At 65.2% G+C, this 20,220-nt stretch carries 20 protein-coding genes; 5 read left to right on the top strand and 15 right to left on the bottom strand.

Translation table 11 applies throughout. The features are described 5' to 3' along the window. Positions 1 to 11 precede the first annotated feature (11 nt). The gene (locus RR42_RS01820) at positions 12 to 1,601 is read left to right on the top strand and encodes a S41 family peptidase (RefSeq protein ID WP_043343329.1); all 1,590 of its coding nucleotides are present in this window, start codon (positions 12 to 14) and stop codon (positions 1,599 to 1,601) included. Positions 1,602 to 1,663: 62 nt separating this feature from the next. After that, positions 1,664 to 2,431: a HesA/MoeB/ThiF family protein gene (locus RR42_RS01815; protein ID WP_043343326.1), complete on the top strand. Its 768-nt coding sequence runs from the start codon at positions 1,664 to 1,666 to the stop codon at positions 2,429 to 2,431. Positions 2,432 to 2,446: 15 nt separating this feature from the next. On the opposite strand, the gene mnmH is transcribed toward RR42_RS01815, so the two are convergent. The 13 genes from mnmH to RR42_RS01750 form a co-directional block, all read right to left on the bottom strand. Beyond that, positions 2,447 to 3,571, bottom strand: a complete 1,125-nt coding sequence (mnmH, locus tag RR42_RS01810) for a tRNA 2-selenouridine(34) synthase MnmH (RefSeq protein WP_043343323.1) — start codon at positions 3,569 to 3,571, stop codon at positions 2,447 to 2,449. Then, positions 3,571 to 4,638: a selenide, water dikinase SelD gene (gene selD, locus RR42_RS01805; protein WP_043343322.1), complete on the bottom strand. Its 1,068-nt coding sequence runs from the start codon at positions 4,636 to 4,638 to the stop codon at positions 3,571 to 3,573. The genes mnmH and selD overlap by 1 nt, the downstream gene beginning before the upstream one ends. Before the next feature lie 272 nt (positions 4,639 to 4,910). After that, entirely contained in the window at positions 4,911 to 5,390 is a 480-nt protein-coding gene (bfr, locus tag RR42_RS01800; protein ID WP_006159487.1) for a bacterioferritin, read from the bottom strand. 112 nt (positions 5,391 to 5,502) lie between these two features. Further along, positions 5,503 to 5,799 carry a (2Fe-2S)-binding protein gene (locus RR42_RS38230; RefSeq protein ID WP_082054783.1) on the bottom strand — a complete coding sequence of 99 codons (297 nt, stop codon included), beginning with the start codon at positions 5,797 to 5,799 and terminating at the stop codon, positions 5,503 to 5,505. A 234-nt stretch (positions 5,800 to 6,033) separates the two neighbouring features. Further along, positions 6,034 to 7,809: a phosphoenolpyruvate--protein phosphotransferase gene (gene ptsP / locus RR42_RS01795; RefSeq protein ID WP_043343319.1), complete on the bottom strand. Its 1,776-nt coding sequence runs from the start codon at positions 7,807 to 7,809 to the stop codon at positions 6,034 to 6,036. Between the two features lie 139 nt (positions 7,810 to 7,948). Beyond that, positions 7,949 to 8,218 carry an HPr family phosphocarrier protein gene (locus RR42_RS01790; protein ID WP_035861002.1) on the bottom strand — a complete coding sequence of 90 codons (270 nt, stop codon included), beginning with the start codon at positions 8,216 to 8,218 and terminating at the stop codon, positions 7,949 to 7,951. Then, positions 8,187 to 8,642 (bottom strand): PTS sugar transporter subunit IIA, encoded by a 456-nt coding sequence (locus RR42_RS01785; protein ID WP_043343313.1) that lies wholly within the window; start codon positions 8,640 to 8,642, stop codon positions 8,187 to 8,189. Before RR42_RS01785 ends, RR42_RS01790 begins: the two co-directional genes overlap by 32 nt. Positions 8,643 to 8,694: 52 nt before the next feature. Continuing rightward, on the bottom strand, positions 8,695 to 9,648 hold the full coding sequence (gene gshB / locus RR42_RS01780; protein ID WP_043343310.1) for a glutathione synthase: 954 nt from the start codon (positions 9,646 to 9,648) through the stop codon (positions 8,695 to 8,697). A 29-nt stretch (positions 9,649 to 9,677) separates the two neighbouring features. Continuing rightward, the gene (gshA, locus tag RR42_RS01775) at positions 9,678 to 10,973 is read right to left on the bottom strand and encodes a glutamate--cysteine ligase (RefSeq protein ID WP_043351199.1); all 1,296 of its coding nucleotides are present in this window, start codon (positions 10,971 to 10,973) and stop codon (positions 9,678 to 9,680) included. A gap of 458 nt (positions 10,974 to 11,431) precedes the next feature. Next, positions 11,432 to 12,675 (bottom strand): IS3 family transposase gene (locus RR42_RS01770; protein ID WP_144409723.1). Its coding sequence is split into 2 segments (ribosomal slippage): positions 11,432 to 12,319 and positions 12,322 to 12,675, totalling 1,242 coding nucleotides; the frame shifts between segments, so codons are not numbered across the junction. 139 nt (positions 12,676 to 12,814) lie between these two features. Continuing rightward, on the bottom strand, positions 12,815 to 14,350 hold the full coding sequence (locus RR42_RS01760) for an ammonium transporter (protein WP_043343309.1): 1,536 nt from the start codon (positions 14,348 to 14,350) through the stop codon (positions 12,815 to 12,817). 31 nt (positions 14,351 to 14,381) lie between these two features. Beyond that, the gene (locus tag RR42_RS01755; RefSeq protein ID WP_006159494.1) at positions 14,382 to 14,720 is read right to left on the bottom strand and encodes a P-II family nitrogen regulator; all 339 of its coding nucleotides are present in this window, start codon (positions 14,718 to 14,720) and stop codon (positions 14,382 to 14,384) included. Positions 14,721 to 14,785: 65 nt separating this feature from the next. Then, on the bottom strand, positions 14,786 to 15,595 hold the full coding sequence (locus RR42_RS01750) for a TorF family putative porin (RefSeq protein WP_043343308.1): 810 nt from the start codon (positions 15,593 to 15,595) through the stop codon (positions 14,786 to 14,788). Between the two features lie 378 nt (positions 15,596 to 15,973). Between RR42_RS01750 and RR42_RS01745 the strand changes: the two genes are divergently transcribed. Next, positions 15,974 to 16,237: an accessory factor UbiK family protein gene (locus RR42_RS01745; RefSeq protein WP_043343307.1), complete on the top strand. Its 264-nt coding sequence runs from the start codon at positions 15,974 to 15,976 to the stop codon at positions 16,235 to 16,237. Positions 16,238 to 16,366: 129 nt separating this feature from the next. Further along, the gene (locus RR42_RS01740; protein WP_043343305.1) at positions 16,367 to 17,911 is read left to right on the top strand and encodes a YifB family Mg chelatase-like AAA ATPase; all 1,545 of its coding nucleotides are present in this window, start codon (positions 16,367 to 16,369) and stop codon (positions 17,909 to 17,911) included. Positions 17,912 to 18,202: 291 nt separating this feature from the next. On the opposite strand, the gene RR42_RS01735 is transcribed toward RR42_RS01740, so the two are convergent. Continuing rightward, positions 18,203 to 18,856: a LysE family transporter gene (locus RR42_RS01735; protein ID WP_043343303.1), complete on the bottom strand. Its 654-nt coding sequence runs from the start codon at positions 18,854 to 18,856 to the stop codon at positions 18,203 to 18,205. Between the two features lie 59 nt (positions 18,857 to 18,915). Then, the gene (locus RR42_RS01730; protein WP_043343300.1) at positions 18,916 to 19,524 is read right to left on the bottom strand and encodes a hypothetical protein; all 609 of its coding nucleotides are present in this window, start codon (positions 19,522 to 19,524) and stop codon (positions 18,916 to 18,918) included. Between the two features lie 126 nt (positions 19,525 to 19,650). On the opposite strand from RR42_RS01730, the gene RR42_RS01725 reads away from it, so the two are divergent. Beyond that, positions 19,651 to 20,154, top strand: coding sequence for a thioredoxin (locus RR42_RS01725; RefSeq protein ID WP_043343297.1), 504 nt, complete (start codon positions 19,651 to 19,653; stop codon positions 20,152 to 20,154). Positions 20,155 to 20,220: the final 66 nt, after the last annotated feature.

Raw genomic sequence — 20,220 nt, 5'->3', positions numbered from 1 at the left:
AGGCAGCCCTCATGCGTAAGACGCTCAAGAACATCAGTCTTGTTACTGCCGGACTCGTTGCCGGCGTGCTCGCCACGCTGCAACTATCGGCCACGGCGCAGAATTCGCCGGGGCCGCTGCCGCTGGAGCAGTTGCGCTTGATGGCCGACATCTTCGGCCAGATCAAGCGCGAATATGTCGAGCCGGTGGATGACAAGAAGCTGCTGACCGAAGCCATCAAAGGCATGGTCGCCAGCCTGGATCCGCATTCGGCCTATCTGGACGAGAAGGACTTCAAGGAACTGCAGGAAGGCACGCGCGGACGCTTCGCCGGCCTGGGGATCGAAATCTCGCAGGAAGAAGGTCTGGTCAAGGTGATCAACCCGATCGAAGACACCCCCGCCTTCCGCGCCGGCATCCAGCCCGGCGACCTGATCACCCGCATCGACGACAAGCCCGTGCGCGGCCTGCCGCTGGAGCAGGCGGTCAAGCGCATGCGCGGCGAACCGGGCACCAAGGTCACGCTGACCATCTATCGCAAGAGCGACGAACGCACCTTCCCGGTGTCGATCACGCGTGCGGAGATCCGCGTGCAGTCGGTCAAGGCCAAGCTGATCGACAATGACCGCCTCGCCTGGGTCCGCCTGACCAGCTTCCAGGAACGCACGGTGGCCGACCTGGGCAAGAAACTGGACGAACTGGCCCAGAAGAACCCCAACCTGAAGGGCGTGATCCTGGACCTGCGCAACAACGGCGGCGGCGTGCTGCAGGGCGCGGTCGGCGTGGCGGCAGCCTTCTTGCCCGACGACGTGACCGTGGTCTCGACCAACGGCCAGGTGCCGGATGCCAAGCGCGTCTACAAGACCACGTTCAACAACTACCGGCTGTCCTCGCTCGAGGACGATCCGCTCAAGGACCTGCCGGCGCTGTATAAAAAGATCCCGATGGTGGTGTTGACCAACGCCTACTCGGCGTCGGCCTCCGAAATCGTTGCCGGCGCGCTGCAAGACCACAAGCGCGCGCTGATCATGGGCAAGACCACGTTCGGCAAGGGCTCCGTGCAGACCGTGCGCCCGCTCACCAACGACACCGGCATCAAGCTGACCATCGCGTACTACTACACGCCGACGGGCAAGTCGATCCAGGCCAAGGGCATCCGCCCGGACATCCCGGTCGACCAGAACCCGGAAGGCGATCCCGACGACGCGCTGATCACCCGCGAGATCGACACCGAGCGCCACCTGCACAACAAGCAGGAATCGGAAGAGCCCGAGATGAACGAGCGCGAGCAGCGCCGCGTCGAGGAACTGCGCCGTCTTGAGGAAGAAAACGCCAAGAAGACGCCGGAAGAGCGCGACAAGGAACGCAAGAAGAAGCCGATCGAGTTCGGCTCGGCCGAGGACTTCATGCTGCAGCAAGCCATCGCCCAGCTCGAAGGCCAGCCGGTCAAGCGCTCCAAGTCCAAGCTCGAAGCCGTGGCCACGTCGGACAAGCCGTCCAAGCCCGCGGCGGCCAAGGCGGCTACCCCGGCCAAGCCGGCCACCAAGGCACCGGCCGCCGCGCCGCCGGCCAGCGCCCCGATTGGAACGCCGCTGGGCACGCCGACCGGCAAGGCTCCCTGAAATCCTGATGCGTAACAGCGGCCCTGCGGGGCCGCTTTTGCATTGCTCGCCATGAACGACGCATGAACGACGATCAACTGCTGCGCTATTCGCGGCATATCCTGCTCGACGAACTCGGCATCGAGGGCCAGAGCCGGTTGCTCGCCAGCCACGCGCTGGTGATCGGCGCGGGCGGCCTGGGCGCCGCCGCCCTGCCCTACCTGGCCTCGGCCGGCGTGGGCACCATCACCGTGGTCGATGACGACGTGGTCGACCTGACCAACCTGCAGCGCCAGGTGATCCACACCACCGCCAATGTCGGACGCCCCAAGGTGGAGTCGGCGCGGGAGGGCATGCTGCGCATCAACCCGGGCATCGACGTGCGCCTGGTGCAGGCACGCGTGGGCGCCGCGGAGCTGGCGCACCTGGTGGCCGATGCCGACGTCGTGCTCGATTGCTGCGACAACTTCGACACGCGCCAGGCCGTCAACCGCGCCTGCGTGCAGCACAGCGTGCCTCTGGTGTCCGGCGCGGCCCTGCGCTTCGACGGGCAGATCAGCGTGTTCGACCACCGCCAGCCAGGCGCGCCCTGCTATGCCTGCCTGTTCCCGCCCTCGCAGCCGGCGCAGGAAGTGGCTTGCGCCACCATGGGCGTGTTCGCGCCGCTGGTGGGAATGGTGGGCACGGTGCAGGCGGCCGAGGCCCTCAAGCTGCTGATGGGCGTCGGCACCACGCTGGCCGGCCGCCTGTTGATGGTCGATGCGCTTGGCATGGAATGGACCACGATGCGCCTCGCGCGCGTGGCCGATTGCGAAGTCTGCGGTGGCGCGCACGCGCAAGCCGCCCCCTAGGCGGGCTGCGCGCGTTCAGGCGCGGGTGCGCTCACGCAGGAAAGCCAGCACCGCGGCGCGCTCGCCGCGGAACACGATCCTGGCCTCGCGCTGTTCGCGCTGGTAGGCGTACATCGGGTCGTAGTATTGCTGCAGCAGCAAGGCGATCCAGCCCAGATGCAGGTCGGTCTCGCCCGTTTCCTCCTGGCGCGCCAGCGCTTGGTCCAGCAAATCCGAGAGCCGCTCGTAGCGCGTGCCGCCGAGCCGCTTGGCGATGGCCGCCATGGCATCGCGCAGGCGCGCCGCGTAAGCGGCGAAACCCGCCTGCTCACCCAGTGCCGCCATGAATTCCGCCGACAAGCCAAGCACGTAGTCTCCCAGCACGCGGTGCACGCGCGCCTCGAAGGATTCCTCCAGCCAGACCAGCGGTGCCACCTGAATCGCCTGGTAGAAGGCCTGCGGCAGGTTGCGCGCGCCGATGAAGCGCCCCTCGTCCTCGACTACCAGCGCCGGCAACCCGGCCGCGCGATGGCGCAGCAGCGAAATCGCCAGGCCATTCTCGAAATCGATCTGCGTGGGCTGCGCCACCGTGCGCCGGCCGAAGCTGGACCCGCGGTGGCGAGCCTGGCCCTCCAGGTCGATGGCGGCGTCCCGGCTGCCGCCCTGACCCGTGACCAGGTCGGCAATCAGCTCGGTCTTGCCGCTCCCGGTCATGCCGCCCAGCACCAGCAGGCTGCATTCGGCGGCGGCCGCATCCAGGGTCTCGATCAGGAAGCTACGCATCGCCTTGTAGCCGCCCGTCACACGCGGATAAGCGATGCCGGCATCCTCGCGCAGCCATTGCTGCACGATCTGCGAGCGCAGGCCGCCACGGAAGCAATACAGGTAGCCGTCGGGATGCGCCCGCGCAAACGCCGCCCAGCCCGCGGTTCGCGTCGCGCGGATCTCGCCGTTCACCAACTGGTGGCCTAGCGCGAGCGCGGCCTGCGGCCCTTGCTCCTCATAGCACAAGCCAACCTGGTGCCGCTCGGCATCGTCCATCAGCGGCAGGTTGACCGCGCCTGGAAACGCGCCGCGCGCGAACTCCACCGGCGCGCGCGCATCGAGCAGCGGCGCGCCGGAAAGAAAGAGCTGGCGAAAGTCGGCCGTATCCTCGCGCATCAGATCACCTCGACGGCGTACCGGCCCTGCTCGACGAATTCGCCGACCGGCGCCAGTGCCAGGCCAAACTCCGCGCAGGCGGCATGGAAACCGGCCTCGCCGGCAGGCTCGACCGCCACCAGCAAGCCTCCGCTGGTCTGCGGATCGCACAGCAAGGCGCGCTGCACCTCGCTCAACGCGCCGCCCCGGTTGTTGATTCCGGCGCCGATCCGCGCGCCGTAGCTATCGAAGTTGCGCTGGGTGCCGCCAGGCACGCAGCCGGCCTCGACGTAGCGCAGCACTTCCGGCAGCAACGGCACGGCGGCGTGGTCAAGACGCGCTGTGAGTCGGCTGCCGTCTGCCATCTCGACAAGGTGCCCCAGCAGGCCAAAGCCGGTCACATCCGTCATGGCCCGCACGCCGGCCAGCTTGCCGAAGCGGCTGCCGGGACGATTGAGCACGCACATCCAGTCGCGCGCCAGGTGGATATCCTCGGTGCGCAGCTTGCCCTGCTTCTCGGCGGTGGTCAGCACGCCGATGCCCAGCGGCTTGGTCAGGTACAGACGGCAGCCGGCAGTCGCCGTGTCGTTGCGTTTCAGGTGCGCGCGGTCGACCACGCCAGTCACCGCAAGCCCGAAGATGGGTTCGGGTGCATCAATGGAATGCCCGCCGGCAAGCGGGATGCCCGCTTCCTCGCAGGCACGGCGCCCACCGGCCACCACTTCGCGCGCCACCTCGGGCGGCAGCAGCTTGACCGGCCAGCCGAGGATGGCGATGGCCAGCAGCGGATCGCCCCCCATCGCATAGATGTCGCTGATGGCGTTGGTGGCAGCGATGCGTCCGAAGTCGAACGGGTCATCGACGATCGGCATGAAGAAATCGGTGGTGGAGACCACGCCGCGGCCCTCCTCCAGCCCATCCAGCGCATAGACCGCCGCATCGTCGCGCGAGGCATTGCCGACCCACAGGCGCGGATCGAGATGCTGGTTGCCGCTGCCGGCAAGGATCACGTCGAGCACCTGCGGCGAAATCTTGCATCCGCAGCCGGCACCATGGCTGTACTGCGTCAGGCGGATCGGGTCTGCCATGATGCTGGCTCCTGTCGTTTGGTTTGGTTTGGTGTGGTGTGTTGCGTTGTGCGATGCCGATTCGGCTCCCCTCTCCGCAGCATAGGCGGATCGCGCTCAAGTTGAGCGCGAACACCGGCCCTGGCAAGGGCGGCGAGGCCGAAGGGGAGAAGAATGGGAATCTGAATGATAAGGGTTACCGCCTGGATGCGGGCGGAACCGTCAGCACCGAGTGGCGCCGCGCGGTCGCGGCCACTGGGTTCTTGCGAACTCGCGGCCGGCTGCTGGGCGGCTTATTGCTCGCCCGGCTCCATCTGCGACTGCAGATAGTTCGGCAGGCCGACCTTGTCGATCAGGTCGAGCTGCGTCTCGAGGAACTCGATGTGCTCTTCGGTATCGGTCAGGATCTCGACCAGGATCTCGCGGCTGACGTAGTCGCCCACCGATTCGCAATACGTAATGCCTTCCTTGACGGTGGCATGCGCGCCTTGCTCGAGCTTCAGGTCGCACTTGAGCATTTCCGGGGTGTCTTCGCCCAGCAGCAACTTGTTGAGATCCTGCAGATTGGGCAGGCCGTCAAGCATCAGGATGCGATCGATCAGGCGATCGGCATGCTTCATCTCGCCAATGGATTCCTTGTACTCGATATCGCCGAGCTTCTTCAGGCCCCAGTGGCGGTACATGCGAGCGTGCAGGAAGTATTGGTTGATCGCGGTCAGCTCGTTCTTCAGCTGCGCGTTCAGATGCTGGATGACCTTCTTGTCACCTTTCATTGGAGGCTCCTTGTTGCAACGGGCCCCCGCAAAAACGCGAAGCGGCGCAAGGCGCGCCGCAGGCAGTCAAAACAAGCGAACATGCGCCGTAACCTGAAAGGTGCGGGCGAGTTTAAGCAACCAGCTCAGTGCGCTGGTCGTTCGCGACTGCCGGGTCCCGAGTGTCCATTATGGCACGTGGGCCTGACGACGAACAGGAAGAAATGGGCACGACCTGGATGGTGGAAACCTTGACGTTGCGTACCGCCGCGACGCCTTCGCAAAGCACCTGTTGGGCGCATTCGCGGCAGCGGCCACAGCAGGTGCCAACACCTAGCGTTTCGGCCAGCTCGTCGAGCGTGGACACGCCTAGATGCGCAGCACCGTGAATTTCTCGGTCGGTAACCTGATTGCAGATGCAAACGTACACAAATCCCTCCTTGGGAGAGGGGTGACACCGGCATGTCACCCGCGATGTACGTCAGAATATCAGAGATCGAAAATGATAACAATTCCCATTAAACCACAAAGGGTACATGCCAAGAACGCGGCACTTAGCCCGGAGATTGCAGAGACAGGGAACGTCACAACCGGCAGAAAAGTGATCCGAACCCTATCTACACGGCGTTGGATTTTCGTAAAGACCTTAACGAAATCAGGGTTGTCAAAGCAGTTTCAACGCGCAAGCGAGCTCCTCCGGCTCGTAAGCACTCAGCACCTGCTCAACCAGCCGCTCCAGCCGCTCGCAATCGGCATGCAGGACTTCCTGCTTGACCCGCAGCAATTGCGAGGGATGCATCGAGAACTCGCGCAGCCCCATGCCCAGCAGCAGGCGCGTCATGGCGGGGTCCCCAGCCATCTCGCCACACACCGCCACCGGCACGCCGGCGCGGTTAGCCTCGCGGATGGTGCGGGCGATCAGTTGCAGCACCGCCGGGTGCAGCGGGTCGTAGAGATGCGCCACGGCATTGTCGGCACGGTCGATGGCCAGCGTGTACTGGATCAGGTCGTTGGTGCCGATGGAGAGAAAATCCATGCGCCGCAGGAACAGCGGCAGCATCAGCACGGCGGCCGGGATCTCGATCATTGCCCCGACCTTGATGTTGGGGTCGAACGCCTGGCCGCGCGCGTCGAGCTGGCGCTTGGCCTGCGCGATCAGGTCCAGGGTCTGGTCGATCTCGCGGGCATGCGCCAGCATCGGGATCAGGAGCCGCACCGGGCCAAAGGCCGAGGCACGCAGCAGCGCGCGCAACTGGGTCAGGAACATGGCCGGCTCGGACAGTGACCAGCGGATCGCGCGCAAGCCCAGCGCCGGATTGAGGGCCGTCTCGAAATCGTCGCCGCGGCCATCCCGGCCGTCGCGGCCATCCAGTGGCTTGTCGGCACCGATGTCGATGGTGCGGATCGTGACGGGCAGCCCGTGCATGGCGTCCACCGCGCCGCGGTACGCCTCGAATTGCTCCTCCTCGTCGGGCAGCTCGCCACGCCGGTTCATGAATAGGAATTCGGAGCGGAACAGGCCCACGCCAACCGCACCCGCGGTCAGCGCCGCGGTGGCATCCTCCGCCATCTCGATGTTGGCCAGCAGGTCGATCTCGAGCCCGTCCAGCGTCACCGCGGGCGTATGGCGCAGGCGCTGCAGGCGCTTCTTTTCCAGCGCGCGCTCGCTCTGCCGGTGGCGGTACTCCTCGAGAATGATCGCGGACGGATCCACGATGACCAGGCCCGCATCGCCGTCGATGATGACCCAATCGTCCTGGCGGATCAGCTCGCTGGCGCTCTGCACGCCCACGGCGGCGGGGATGTCGAGGCTGCGCGCCACGATGGCGGTATGGGAAGTGCGTCCGCCAAGGTCGGTCACGAAACCGTGGAACACGGTGTGGCGGAACTGCAGCATGTCGGCCGGCGAGATGTCGTGGGCGACCACGATCACGCCGGGCGCGGGCTCGCCGTCAGGAGCCAGGGAGGAAGGCGGCACCGGGGCCGGGGCCAGTACGGCCGCGCCGGCCAGCACCTTGAGGATGCGCTCGACCACCTGACGGATGTCCGCCTTGCGTTCGCGCAGGTATTCGTCCTCAATTTCGTCGAACTGGCGCATCAGCTCTTCGAGCCGCGTGGTCAGCGCCCATTCGGCGTTGTAGCGCCGGTTGCGGATCAGCGCTTCCGGCTCGCGTGCCAGCGCCTCGTCATCGAGGATCATGGCATGCACGTCGAGGAAGGCGCCCAGTTCTTCCGGCGCCTCGCGCGGCAGATCCCGCTTGAGCGTAACCAGCTCGGCCCGCACCGCCGCGCGCGCCGAACGCAGGCGCTCGACCTCGGCATCAAGCCGGTCTTCGTCGACCAGGTAATGGGAGACATCAAGCGCGGCAGGCGCCAGCAAATGCGCGCGCCCGATGGCCACGCCGCGCGAAACCGGGATGCCGTGCAGGGCAAATGGCATGTACCGCTCCGTCAGGAACGTTTAAAAAATCTGGCAAGGGCCAGCCACCTTGGAAACGGCTTCAGGATGCGGCGAAGCGGCCCCGGCCAGGCCTGCCGCCACGCTCGGTACTGCCGCCTTTCATGCCGTACCCGGCCTCCTACTCCCCTTCGCCGAAGCGATTGGCGATGAGCGCCAGCAAGGCGTCCATGGCCTCCTGCTCATCGGGCCCGTCGGTCTCGATGGTCACGGTGGAGCCGATGCCGGCGGCCAGCATCATCACGCCCATGATGCTTTTGGCGTCGACCTGACGACCATTGCGCGACATCTTGACCTGACTGACGAAGTTGCCCGCCAGTTGCGTCAGCTTGGCGGAAGCACGGGCATGCAGCCCAAGCTTATTGATTATGTTGGTGTCCCTCTGCAGCATATTTGTCGGGATGATTTGCGATTTGGTTCTGGACGGTGGTGGAGCCTACCTGCAGCACACCCTGCGAGCCCCCTGCCAGCGCCTTGAGGGCGAGCTGGTCGAGTTTCTCGGCACGGTAGCAGATGGCGCGCACCAGCATGGGAAGGTTGACGCCGGCAAGCACCTTGACGCGGCCTGGCTCGGCGAGGCGGGCCGCAATGTTGGCCGGCGTGGCGCCGAAGATATCGGTCAACACCAGTGCGCCGTTGTCTTCGCAGACTTCGGCCAGGCGGCGCCGGGCCTCGGCCAGCACGGCGGCGGGCTCAGCGTCCGGCATGACGTCGAGCGCCTCGAGCCGTTGGGGCTGGCCGCAGTAGACGTGGGCGGCGCACTCGCGCAATGCCGAAGCCAGCGGGGCGTGCGCGATGATCAGGATGCCTGCCATGGTGGTGAATCCGTTGGATTGACGCGATTGTAGCAGGCAGCCCGCCCGTGATTCAGCGCGAACGCGCCTGTACCGCGTGCTCGAGGGCGTCGATGAACATGGCAGCCACCTGGAACCCGGTCTGCTGCGTGATTTCCTGGAAGCACGTCGGGCTGGTCACATTGACCTCGGTCAGGTAGTCGCCGATCACATCCAGCCCAACCAGCAGCAGGCCTTGTTCCCACAGGCCCGGGGCCAGCGCCTCGGCGATCTCGCGATCGCGCGCCGAGAGTTCCTGGGCACGGCCGGTCCCGCCCGCCGCCAGGTTGCCGCGCACTTCGCCATCCTTGGGAATACGCGCCAGCGAGTACGGCACGGGCACGCCGCCGATCAGCAGGATGCGCTTGTCGCCGTCCTTGATCTCAGGAATATAACGTTGCACCATCAGGGTGCGCGCACCGTTCTCCCCCAGCGTCTCGATGATGGCGCCAAGATTCAGGCCTTCCGCACCGACCCGGAAGATCCCCATCCCGCCCATGCCATCAAGCGGCTTTAAAATCACATCACGATGCTCCGCGTGGAACGCGCGAATACGATCCGCGTCACGGGTGACCAGGGTCGGCGTGATGTATTCGGGATAGCGGGCAATCGCCAGCTTTTCGGAATGGTCGCGGATCGCCTGCGGCTTGTTGAACACATTGGCGCCCTGCGACTCGGCCAGCTCCAGCAACCAGGTGCTGGTCACGTACTCCATGTCGAAGGGTGGATCCTTGCGCATCACGACCGCATCGAAGCCGGTCAGCGGCTGCAGGCCGGGCTCGCCCGCGCGGTACCAGTCATGGGCGTCGCCCGTTAGTTGCAGCGGGCGCACCACCGCCTCGACCTGATGGGCCGACAGCGACAGTTGCGACTGCAGGCAGGCAAAGAGCTCATGGCCGCGCTCGACCGCCTCCACCATCATGGCGTAGGTCGAGTCCTTGTAGGTCTTGAAGGTGTCCAGCGGGTCGGTAATAAACAGAATGCGCATGTTGGCTCGTCCCGGTCGCAGCGTTTGTCTCAGAGAATCGGATTGGGGTCGGTCTTCTCGAGTTCCAGCGACGCCGCCAGCAAAGCCAGCCGCGCCACCACACCATACATATAGAAGCGGTTAGGCACGGCCGCGCCCGGTTTGGCATGGCTGTCCGGAATGCCGTTGGGCGCGAACGCCAGCGGCACGAAATGCGCGCCCGGCGCATTCAGGTTCTCGTCGTTGCCGCGCCCGGTATGGACGCGGTAGAAGCCACCGACCACATAGCGGTCGATCATGTACACCACCGGCTCGGCCACCGCCTCGTTGACCTTCTCGAAGGTGTGCACGCCTTCCTGGATGATGACGTCGTTGACCTCAAGGCCCTCCTTGACGACGCTCATCTTGTTGCGTTCCTTGCGGTTCAGCCCCTTGATCTCGGACGGATCCTTGATGGTCATGATGCCCATGCCATAGGTGCCGGCATCGGCCTTGACCACGACATACGGCGTTTCCTTGATGCCGTACTCGCGGTATTTCTTGGCGATCTTCTTGAGCACGGCTTCGACCGAGTCGGCCAGCGCCTCCTCGCCAATGCGCTCATGGAAATCGATGCCCCCGCACTTGGCGAAGTACGGGTTGACCATCCACGGATCAACGTCGATCAGCTTGGCGAACTTCTTGGCGACTTCGTCGTAGGCCGAGAAATGGCTCGACTTGCGGCGCGTGGACCAGCCCGCGTGCAGCGGCGGCAGCAGGTATTGCTCGTTGATGTTCTCCAGGATCGGGGGAATGCCGGCGGAGAGATCGTTGTTGAGCAGGATCGAGCAGGGATCGAAGTCCTTCAGGCCCAGGCGGCGGCCACGCGCGCCAAGGCGCGCCAGCGGCTCCACCACCAGCGTCTGGCCATCGGGAAGCTCGATTGGCGTGGGTTCGGTGATGTCTTCGGACAGCGAGCCCAGGCGCACGTTGAGGCCGGCCTGGCGCATGATCAGCGACAGCCGCGCCACGTTCTGCAGGTAGAACATGTTGCGGGTGTGGCGCTCGGGGATCAGCAGCAGGTTCTTGGCGTCGGGGCAGATCTTCTCGATCGCCGCCATCGCCGCCTGGACTGCCAGCGGCAGCATTTCAGGCGCCAGGTTGTTGAACCCGCCCGGGAACAGGTTGGTATCGACCGGGGCCAGCTTGAAGCCGGCGTTGCGCAGGTCGACCGAACAGTAGAACGGAGGCGTATGTTCCTGCCATTCCAGCCTGAACCAGCGCTCGATGGACGGCGTCGCATCCAGGATCTTTTTTTCCAGCTCGAGCAGCGGACCGTTCAGCGCGGTGATGAGATGCGGGACCATAAACATCCTATTGATCGTCTTTATCGTTCGCCCAGATTGTAGAGGAACGGCCAATTGGCTGCTGGCGCCGCCTGATTAAGCATATGCGAGCGCCGGCATAAGGGATAAGGGATACGGATATGGGGATGGGGGCCCGGAATAAAAGGGGGGGCCCTAAGAGGAATCCGAAGCACTTCCGGGCGGCCTGCCAGCAAGGCCGGGAGGAAAAAAAAGCGCGGCCGGAGCCGCGCTTTCAAATGGCCTGACAGATACGGGGAGCGTTCTGCAGGTGGAGGAAACTGCCTCACTGGCACTGTATGTGCGCCCCCCCTCAAAAACAATTGAAGCTTTTTAAGATCGGATTTAAGCACTTTGCGAAAAAGCCGCCGCATCCGCTTTCCGCCTGGCCCGGTCGCCAGCGGCGGACGCCTGTGTCAAGTCCTGACATAGGTTGACAGGTTTTGTGGCGCCGTGGGCGCCTAGCGTTCCAAGGTAATAGACGCCCGATGAACCTCATCGGGCGTTTTGTATTTCAGGGCTTGATGGGGGCGTTCACGGTTATAGATCTGTACGGACTCCTTCACCATGCGAGCCGCTTGCTGCAGGTCAGTTGGTCGGTTCAGCAGGAATTCGCTCTTGAGGATGCCGTTGATGCGCTCGGCCATGGCGTTCTGGTAGCAGTCGTAGCCGTCGGTCATGGAACAGGTCAAACCGTGCCGCTGATGGATGGCCTGGTAGTAGGTCGCGCAGTATTGAATTCCTCGATCCGAATGATGTACCAGCGTCTGCCGGGTCCGGCGCGAGCGTAGTGCCATTTTCAGCGCCTGGCTCACCTGCTCGGTCTGCAGGCTGTCATGGACATGGTAGCCCACGATCTTGCGCGACCAGGCATCCGTAACAAGACTCAGATAGACGGTCTGCTGGGTGGTGGGAAGGTACGTAATGTCAGCGACCCAGACCTGCTCGGCCGCCGTGGGCACTACCTTCTGCGGCCCCTCCTTGAGAAGATTGGGATGGCACCGGAAACGGTGATGGCTGTTAGTGGTCTTGTGATACGCCCGATGCGGTTTCACGAGCAGCCTGGCTGCGCGCAGAACATCAAATAGCCGGTCTCGGCCCACCCGGATATCTGCCTTCGCCAGCGGCGCCTGCAGAACCCGCTGCAGTTTTCGCGTGCCCAAACGGGGTTGGCGCAGCCGCACTTCGGTGACCAATGCGCAGATCCTGGCGTCTCGGGCCGTTTGTCGAAGCTCGCTGTGGCGGCGCTTGTAGTACGCCTGGCGACTGATGCCAAAGTAACGGCAAGCCCTGCTAACGCTTAGCCCTTGGACGAGCTCTTGCGCGAGGACTTGCCCGAAGGCTTTTTTACGACGCGTACCCCGTGCTCCTTCTGAATCACGTCGATCACTGCTTCGAACAGTCGCGCCTTCTCCTGCGCCTCGCGCAACTGGACTTCCAGTTCCTTGATGCGCTGCTCCGGCGTGCGGGGCTTGGCTTTACCTTGCTTTTCCATCGTCGCGTACCGGGCGCCCTGTGGCAACGAGCCGCTCCAGTCCTGTAGTCCGTGCTTGCGTAACCATACCAGCACCGTGGACCTCCCCTGGATTCCGTACTTGTGTTGCGCCTGCTTGTACGTCAGTTCGCCTTTTTCCACTTCCTCAACGACCGCCAGCTTAAAAGCCAGCGTGTAGTCGCGTTGGGTTCGTTTCCGATCTATATCCAAGACACTCTCCTCATTGCTGCGGGAAAAGTGTCAACCTTAGTCAGGACGGGTCACTGAAATGAAAAAAGCCCGGCACAAGGCCGGGCGAAACTCCTGAGAGAAGATTCCCAATCAGCTCTCCAGCACAACACCTTGACGATCAGGCTTCATACGCGGTCTCGCCGTGCGAGGTGATGTCCAGGCCCTCGCGTTCTTCTTCTTCCGGCACCCGCAGGCCGATCAGCATATCCACCAGCTTGAAGGCGACGAAGGCCACCACGCTCGACCACACGATGGTAGTGAGCACGCCTTCGAACTGGATCCACACCTGGCCCACGATCGAATAATCGTCCGAGACCTTGTTGGCCACGTAGTCATAGATACCCGTGCCGCCCAGGCTCGGCGCGGCGAACACGCCGGTCAGCAGCGCACCCAGGATGCCGCCCACGCCGTGCACGCCGAAGACGTCGAGCGAGTCGTCCATGCCCAGCAGCTTCTTCAGGCCGGTTACGCCCCACAGGCACAGCAGGCCAGCGGCGATGCCGATCACGATCGAACCCATCGGGCCGACGAAGCCGGCCGCCGGGGTAATGGCAACCAGGCCAGCGACTGCGCCCGAAGCGCCGCCCAGCATCGAGGGCTTGCCCTTGCTGATCCATTCGCCGAAGGTCCAGGACAGCACCGCGGCGCAGGTTGCCAGCAGGGTGTTGACGAAGGCCAGTGCGGCCGAGCCGTTGGCTTCCAGCGCCGAGCCGGCGTTGAAGCCGAACCAGCCGAACCACAGCAGCGAGGCGCCCACCATGGTGAAGGTCAGGCTGTGCGGACGCAGGGCCTCACGGCCAAAGCCGATTCGCTTGCCGAACATGAAGGCACCCACCAGGCCGGCTACGGCTGCGTTGATGTGCACCACCGTGCCGCCAGCGAAGTCGAGCGCGCCCTTCTGGAACAGCCAGCCGCTCTTGGCAGTGGCAGCCGCGCCGGCAGCCGCGTCGGTGTAAAGGTCAGGACCAGGCCAGAACCAGACCATGTGGGCCATCGGGATGTACGAGAAGGTGAACCACAGCACCACGAAGACCAGCACCGCCGAGAACTTGGCGCGTTCGGCGAAAGCGCCGATGATCAGCCCGCAGGTAATGGCTGCGAAGGCGCACTGGAAGGCGAAGTAAGCCAGTTCCGGCACCACCACGCCCTTGGAGAAGGTGGCAGCCACGGCATCGACGTTGAGCCCCTTCATGAAGAGCCGGTCGGTGCCGCCAAAGAAGGCGTTACCCTCGGTGAAGGCGAAGCTGTAGCCGTAGATGGCCCACAGCAGCGACACCAGCGAGAAGATCACCAGGCACTGCATCAGCACCGACAACATGTTCTTCGAGCGGACCAGGCCGCCGTAGAACAGCGCCAGGCCTGGCAGCGTCATCAGGATCACGAAGGCCGTGGAGACCAGCAGCCAGGCGGTATCACCCTTGTTGGGCACCGGCGCGGGCGCTGCGGCAGGGGCGGCAGCCTCTGCAGGCGCAGCTGCCGCTGCCGCGGGAGCGGAGGCAGTTGCAGGTGCGGCGGCGGCGGCAGCGGCCGGCGCGGAGGCTTCGGCCGCGGGCTTGTCCTGCGCCACGGCATGGGTGGACAGGCCGATGCCGGCCGTGCCCAAGGCCAGCGCCATGGCGCCGGTTGTCAGGATGCGCTTGAACCAGGATTTCATTGTGATTAACCTCTTGTCGTTGGGCTGTGCGTCACAGCGCGTCGCCGCCGGTCTCGCCCGTGCGGATGCGGATGACCTGCTCGATCGGTGCGACAAAAATCTTGCCGTCGCCAATCTTGCCGGTGCGCGCCGATTTCTCGATCGCCTCGATGGCCCGGTCGACCACGTCGTCCGGGACGGCCACTTCGATCTTCACCTTGGGCAGGAAATCCACGATGTATTCCGCGCCCCGGTACAACTCGGTATGGCCCTTCTGGCGGCCGAAGCCCTTGACTTCAGTCACGGTGATGCCGGACACGCCCACGTCCGAGAGCGCTTCGCGCACCTCGTCGAGCTTGAACGGCTTGATGACGGCGATGATCAGTTTCATCCGATTTCTCCTCTGAGCGGGACGGCCCGGCCTCGCGTCCGGCGCCCGCTCGACCTGATGTGTGTTTAGAAAGTCTTGGTGATCGAAGCCCAGGCGGTAGCCTTGCCGACGTAGCGGCCCGGTACATTGGTATAGGCCGATTTGTGCGCATTGGTGTCGATATAAGCGATCGCCAGCGCGAAGCCCTTGCCCAGGTCCTTGGTCAGCCCGAGCTTCCAGTCGGTGTAGGAGGCGCTGTTGACGTGCTTCACGTTCTGGTAGCCGACGTGGGCATTGAGCGTCAGGTCCCAGAAGTTCAGCGGCACATTGGCCGACAGGTCGGCGTAGTAGCTGTACTTGCTGTCAGCGAAGCCGAACAGGTTGGTCAGCGCCTGCGAGTACTTGAAGAACACCGGGCCAGCGCCGGCGCCGACATACAGCTCCGTGGTGTACGGGCGGGTGAAGCCGTTCGGGTAATCGCCCGGGTAGTAGTACTGCAGCACGCCTGCGTCATAGTTCCACTCCAGGCCGGCCAGCGTCACCGTGTTCTTGAAGCCGCCATAGAAGTCCATCTCGATCGGTGCCGAGACTTTCGGATTGCTGTCGCCGAGCCAGCTAATGCTCGAGTTCCAGTTACCCACGTAGAAGCCGCTCGAATGCGAGTAGTCGAACCCGCCCTGGATGGCCGGGCGGCGGTTGGTCTGCATCAAGCCGCGATAGCGATACTCACTGGCCAGGGTCACGTTGGCGGTGAAGGTGTGCGGCGAAGCCTCGGCGGCGGCAGTGGCGTCGGTGGGCGCACCGCCCTCCTGCGCACTGCTCTGGGCGAAGGCGGCGGGGGCGAGCCCGCAAAGCACAACTGCACTGGCGCTGACTGCAAGGGCCAACTTCTTCATGGGTTTGTTCTCCTTTTCCTCTGGCTCGGTACTCGTGTGTTTGAAAGTAGTTTGTTAAACGAGGCTCCTGTCTCCATTACTGCAACTGCCGTGCCAGGATGGAACCGTGGCATGAGAACGTCATTTTGTGCGCAAAAAGACATCAAAATTGACGTTGCCGACTGTCTCCCAGCGAACTGACTGACGTTAAAAGGTGTTACCAGCCCGCGCTGGCGCTTTCCCGGGGACGCTTGAAGCGTGATAATCGGCCCATGCCGGCGGCAAGTGCCGTGCACGCACCGCGTTTGCCCGCAACCTGTTCCGGTGCACCGTGATGCAGCATGCCGAATCCCGCCCACCCAGTTATCCGCACCAAGACAGTGCAAAAGGAGAAGCCGTATGAAACCCACCGATCTCTTCAACGATTTCCAGGCCAAGATCAGCGAAGCCCTGCGCAATTCGCCGGCCAAGGACATCGAAAAAAACGTCCGCAGCATGATGACGCAGGGGTTTTCCAAGCTCGACCTGGTCACCCGCGAGGAATTCGACGTCCAGTCGCAGGTGCTGGCGCGCACCCGCGCGCGCCTGGAAGAACTGGAAGCCCGCGTGCAGGCGCTGGAAAGCCGCTCGGCAGGCGGCTCCGACACGCCTGTTTCGGGCTGAAACCCTTGCCGCGTCCCGTGTTTGCCCCAGGGGTTCGATGACCCCGGGCGCAGCCCCTGACCGCCAGAATGGCCGCCGTATTCCGGCGGCCATTTTCGTTAACACTTCCTTGATGCTTTTCGGAGTGAGATGAGCCTCGCCCTCCTGCGTAGCCGGGCGCTGACCGGACTCGAGGCACCGCTGGTGTCGGTCGAGGTGCACCTGGCCAACGGCCTGCCCGCCTTCAATATCGTCGGGTTGGCCGATACCGAAGTGCGCGAGAGCCGCGAGCGGGTGCGCGCGGCGATCCTCAACAGCCAGCTCGAGTTTCCCAGCCGGCGCATTACGGTGAATCTGGCGCCGGCCGACCTGCCCAAGGAGTCCGGGCGCTTCGACCTGCCGATCGCGCTTGGCATCCTGGCCGCAAGCGGGCAAGTCCCGCTGGATGGCCTGGATGCCAGCGAGTTCGCCGGCGAGCTGTCGCTGTCCGGCGAATTGCGCCCCGTGCGCGGGGCACTGGCCATGGCCATGGGCCTGGGGCGCGACAACGCGGCACGGCAAGCCGCTGGCGAAGGCCCGGCGCGCAGCTTCGTGGTGGCGGCGGAAAACGCGCCCGAGGCGGCCCTGATCGACGGCGTCACGGTATATGCAGCGCGCTCCCTGCTGGAAGTCTGTGCTCACCTTGGCCCCCTGCCCGCGGACCGCCTGGCACGCGCGCAGCCGCTGGTGGAGATCGCCGGAGGCGACCCGGCCGGCCCGGACATGCGTGACGTGCGGGGCCAGGCGCAAGCGCGCCGCGCCATGGAGATCGCGGCGGCGGGCCAGCATTCGGCACTGCTCGTCGGTCCGCCCGGCACCGGCAAGTCCATGCTGGCCCAGCGCTTCGCCGGCCTGCTGCCGCCCATGACGCTGGACGAAGCGCTGGAATCCGCCGCGGTGCAGAGCCTGACCGCCGCCGGTTTCCATCCCGCCCGCTGGCGTGAGCGGCCCTACCGCTCGCCGCACCACACCGCGTCGGCGGCGGCGCTGGTGGGCGGCGGCAGCAATCCCCGACCGGGCGAGATCTCGCTGGCCCACCAAGGGGTGTTGTTCCTGGATGAGTTGCCTGAATTTGACCGCAAGGTGCTGGAAGTGCTGCGCGAACCGCTGGAATCCGGCCGCGTCACCATCTCGCGCGCCATGCGGCAAGCCGACTTCCCGGCGCGCTTCCAGTTCATCGCCGCGATGAACCCCTGTCCTTGCGGCTATCAGGGGCACCCGTCCCGTCCTTGCCGATGCACGCCTGACCAGGTGCTGCGCTACCAGTCCAGGCTGTCGGGACCTTTGCTCGACCGGATCGACCTGCAAGTGGAAGTGCCGGCGCAGGATCATCAGGAAATGCTCGACGGCCCGCCCGGAGAGCCCAGTGCAGACGTGCGCCAGCGCGTGCTGGCCGCCCGGGCCGTGCAGCAGGCCCGGCAAGGCAAGCCCAATGCCGCCCTGTCCGGTCGCGAGATCGACGAGCACTGCCCGCTCGCGCCCGAGGCGCAGGCATTGCTGCGCGGCGCCATGGCCAAACTAGCCTGGTCGGCGCGCGCCTATTTCCGCGTATTGAAGATCGCCCGCACCATTGCCGACCTGGCAGGCGCCGAGCCATTGCAGCCGAGCCATGTGGGCGAGGCTATCCAGTACCGGCGCGCGTTGCGGACACCGTAGCCATTCAGGCCCGGCGCGGCGGCACGGCCACAGGGGGCTCCGACGGCGGCGGGGGCTCCTCGATCGGAGGGAGGTCGGGCGGCACGCCCGGCGGCAGCGGATCTTCGGCCGGCGGCACCGTGTGGGCGGGCCGCGCTTGCAATGAAGCCTGCTGGGGGGAAGAGCTTCGCATTGCTTGCCTCCGCTTGGGTCGTCTTCGTCTTACCTTATTGAAGCAAACGCACTCGTGGGAAGCCAGCGATAGATAGACATATGGATGGATCGGGCCGGCGCGACGCCGGCCCCGGGTCCTCAAGCCGGATGGCGCCTGACGAAGAACAACGCCGCGCCCACGGCCACCAGCACGCTGCCGAAGATCCGGTTCTGCCAGCGCACCGCGCGCGCATTGCGGAACAAGCCGCGCATGCGCGAGGCCAGCAGCGCGTAGCCGTGCATCACCACCAGGTCCACGCCGCACATCGTCGCGGCCAGGATGGCAAGCTGGGGTCCCAACGCATGGGCCGGATCGATGAACTGCGGCAACACCGCCACCATGAAGATGATGCCCTTGGGGTTGGTCACATTGGTCAGCAAGCCCGTGGCAAAACGCCGGCGCGGACTCAGCGCGGCCACGCGCGGCGCTTCCGTGCCCCGCGCGGCATCGTCCTGAGCGCCGCCGTCCACCCGCGCGCGCCATTGCTGCACGCCGATATAGATCAGGTAGAGCGCGCCAATCGTCTTGACCACGGCAAAGGCATGCTCGGAGGCCACCAGCAACGCGCCCAGGCCGCCGCCAGCCACCAGCAGGATGATGACCAGCCCGGTCTGCAAGCCAAAGATCGTGGTGGTGGTCTTGCGCAGGCCGTAAGACAGGCCATGGCTCATCGACAGCACCGCGCCGGCACCCGGCGACACAGCAATCACCCAACAGGCCGCGAAATAGGCCAGCCAAACATCCCAACGCATTGCGTTACTCCTTGAAAATCAACTGTCTTGAATCTGCCTGGAAGCCTGGGGCGCCCAGGTCAGAACGGATGGAAACCCGTCAGGAACTGGTCTATCTGTTCCGCCTGGCGCTGGTCGCGCGCGGCCTCTCCCGCCTCCAGCACGACCGCTTGGTAGACGTGCACGCCCGACGCTACCAGCCGCGCCGTCAGCCTGCGTGGCGACTGGTCCTGCGGCGATACCGCTGCCACCTGCACCTCCACGCCCTCGAGCGCCACGGCCGGCGATGCGGCCGACATCACGGTTACCTTGCGGGTCCTGACCGCTTCGGCGGGATGCGGCCCGAGGTTGTCGAGCAAGCCCTTTTGCATGGAATCCAGCGCCGCCTTGCGCAACTCGGCGTCATCGGCGGGCAAGGTCACCACGCCCACGGCGAACAAGGTCTCGTCGACCCGGGCCGCGTCCATCGTCATGGGCAGCTTGCGCCCGGCAATCGCCACCTCGCGCGCGGCACCGGAAGGCTTGCCGGGATAGAGCGCCGCGTAGGCGCCTTCGTTGGACTGGATGGTGCGCCAGTCATAGCGGGGCGAACAGGCGATCAGCCCGGCGCCGAGCGCGCCCAGGACGATGGCGTTGGCAAGCAGGGACTGCGGCAAGCGGAAGAACCGTGGAAACCAAGCGTGGGGCATCAGGGCGGCGAATGCGGAAATAAGCCGCTATTATCGTAGAACCCGCGTGCCAGCGCTCATCTACATTGCCCGCCAATGCACACCCAGCCATCGATCCAGCCATCGATCCAGCCATCGATCCAGCCAATGCAGCCATCCCCCCGGAGTGTCTTTGGCACCGCACGCCGTACCGGCGCGGCGGTGCTCGGCGCTTTGCTGGTCGCGGCAAGCACGAGCGCCCTGGCCGCCACGCCCCACCTGCCCCCCGTCAACGATCTCGCCATCCAGGCCGCCGCTGCGGCCAGCCGGGGCGAGCCCCTGGTGGTGCTGGTGACATTGCCCGGCTGCGTGTACTGTGAAACGGTGCGCCGCAACTATCTCGGCCCGCAAGCCGCGGCGGGCGAAATCGAGGCGCGCGAGCTGGACATGACCGCCGACACGCCGCTGCGCAACGCCGATGGCAGCATGACCACCGCACGGGAATGGGCCCGCAGCCGCAATGTGGCGGTAGCGCCCACGGTGCTCTTCCTCGACGCGCGCGGCCGCTCCCTGGCCACGCCGCTGCGCGGCATGCAGCCCGATTTCTATGGCGCCTACCTTGAGCAGGCGCTGGACCAGGCCCGCTCTGCCTTGGCAAGCAAGACGCATTGAGGCGCACGAAGGCGCACGCAGCTGCGGCCAATCGTCGCATCCGCGGCGGCTCGGTGAATGCAGCCG

This window comes from Cupriavidus basilensis (assembly GCF_000832305.1).
GTDB classification, from domain to species: Bacteria; Pseudomonadota; Gammaproteobacteria; order Burkholderiales; family Burkholderiaceae; genus Cupriavidus; species Cupriavidus basilensis_F.
The sequence above is the reverse complement of the archived record's forward strand: the minus strand, read 5'-3'. Positions and strand labels throughout refer to the sequence as shown.

Excerpts from the sequence above, each read along its gene's own strand:
- RR42_RS01755 (WP_006159494.1), bottom strand. The coding sequence starts at position 14,720 with ATGAAACTGATCATCGCCGTCATCAAGCCGTTCAAGCTCGACGAGGTG.
- RR42_RS01745 (WP_043343307.1), top strand. The coding sequence starts at position 15,974 with ATGAAACCCACCGATCTCTTCAACGATTTCCAGGCCAAGATCAGCGAA.
- bfr (WP_006159487.1), bottom strand. The coding sequence starts at position 5,390 with ATGAAAGGTGACAAGAAGGTCATCCAGCATCTGAACGCGCAGCTGAAG.
- RR42_RS01730 (WP_043343300.1), bottom strand. The coding sequence starts at position 19,524 with ATGCCCCACGCTTGGTTTCCACGGTTCTTCCGCTTGCCGCAGTCCCTG.
- RR42_RS01785 (WP_043343313.1), bottom strand. The coding sequence starts at position 8,642 with ATGGCAGGCATCCTGATCATCGCGCACGCCCCGCTGGCTTCGGCATTG.
- RR42_RS01750 (WP_043343308.1), bottom strand. The coding sequence starts at position 15,595 with ATGAAGAAGTTGGCCCTTGCAGTCAGCGCCAGTGCAGTTGTGCTTTGC.
- RR42_RS01820 (WP_043343329.1), top strand. The coding sequence starts at position 12 with ATGCGTAAGACGCTCAAGAACATCAGTCTTGTTACTGCCGGACTCGTT.
- selD (WP_043343322.1), bottom strand. The coding sequence starts at position 4,638 with ATGGCAGACCCGATCCGCCTGACGCAGTACAGCCATGGTGCCGGCTGC.
- RR42_RS01815 (WP_043343326.1), top strand. The coding sequence starts at position 1,664 with ATGAACGACGATCAACTGCTGCGCTATTCGCGGCATATCCTGCTCGAC.
- gshA (WP_043351199.1), bottom strand. The coding sequence starts at position 10,973 with ATGGTCCCGCATCTCATCACCGCGCTGAACGGTCCGCTGCTCGAGCTG.
- mnmH (WP_043343323.1), bottom strand. The coding sequence starts at position 3,571 with ATGCGCGAGGATACGGCCGACTTTCGCCAGCTCTTTCTTTCCGGCGCG.
- ptsP (WP_043343319.1), bottom strand. The coding sequence starts at position 7,809 with ATGCCATTTGCCCTGCACGGCATCCCGGTTTCGCGCGGCGTGGCCATC.
- RR42_RS01725 (WP_043343297.1), top strand. The coding sequence starts at position 19,651 with ATGCAGCCATCCCCCCGGAGTGTCTTTGGCACCGCACGCCGTACCGGC.
- gshB (WP_043343310.1), bottom strand. The coding sequence starts at position 9,648 with ATGCGCATTCTGTTTATTACCGACCCGCTGGACACCTTCAAGACCTAC.
- RR42_RS01790 (WP_035861002.1), bottom strand. The coding sequence starts at position 8,218 with ATGCTGCAGAGGGACACCAACATAATCAATAAGCTTGGGCTGCATGCC.
- RR42_RS01760 (WP_043343309.1), bottom strand. The coding sequence starts at position 14,350 with ATGAAATCCTGGTTCAAGCGCATCCTGACAACCGGCGCCATGGCGCTG.
- RR42_RS01740 (WP_043343305.1), top strand. The coding sequence starts at position 16,367 with ATGAGCCTCGCCCTCCTGCGTAGCCGGGCGCTGACCGGACTCGAGGCA.
- RR42_RS01735 (WP_043343303.1), bottom strand. The coding sequence starts at position 18,856 with ATGCGTTGGGATGTTTGGCTGGCCTATTTCGCGGCCTGTTGGGTGATT.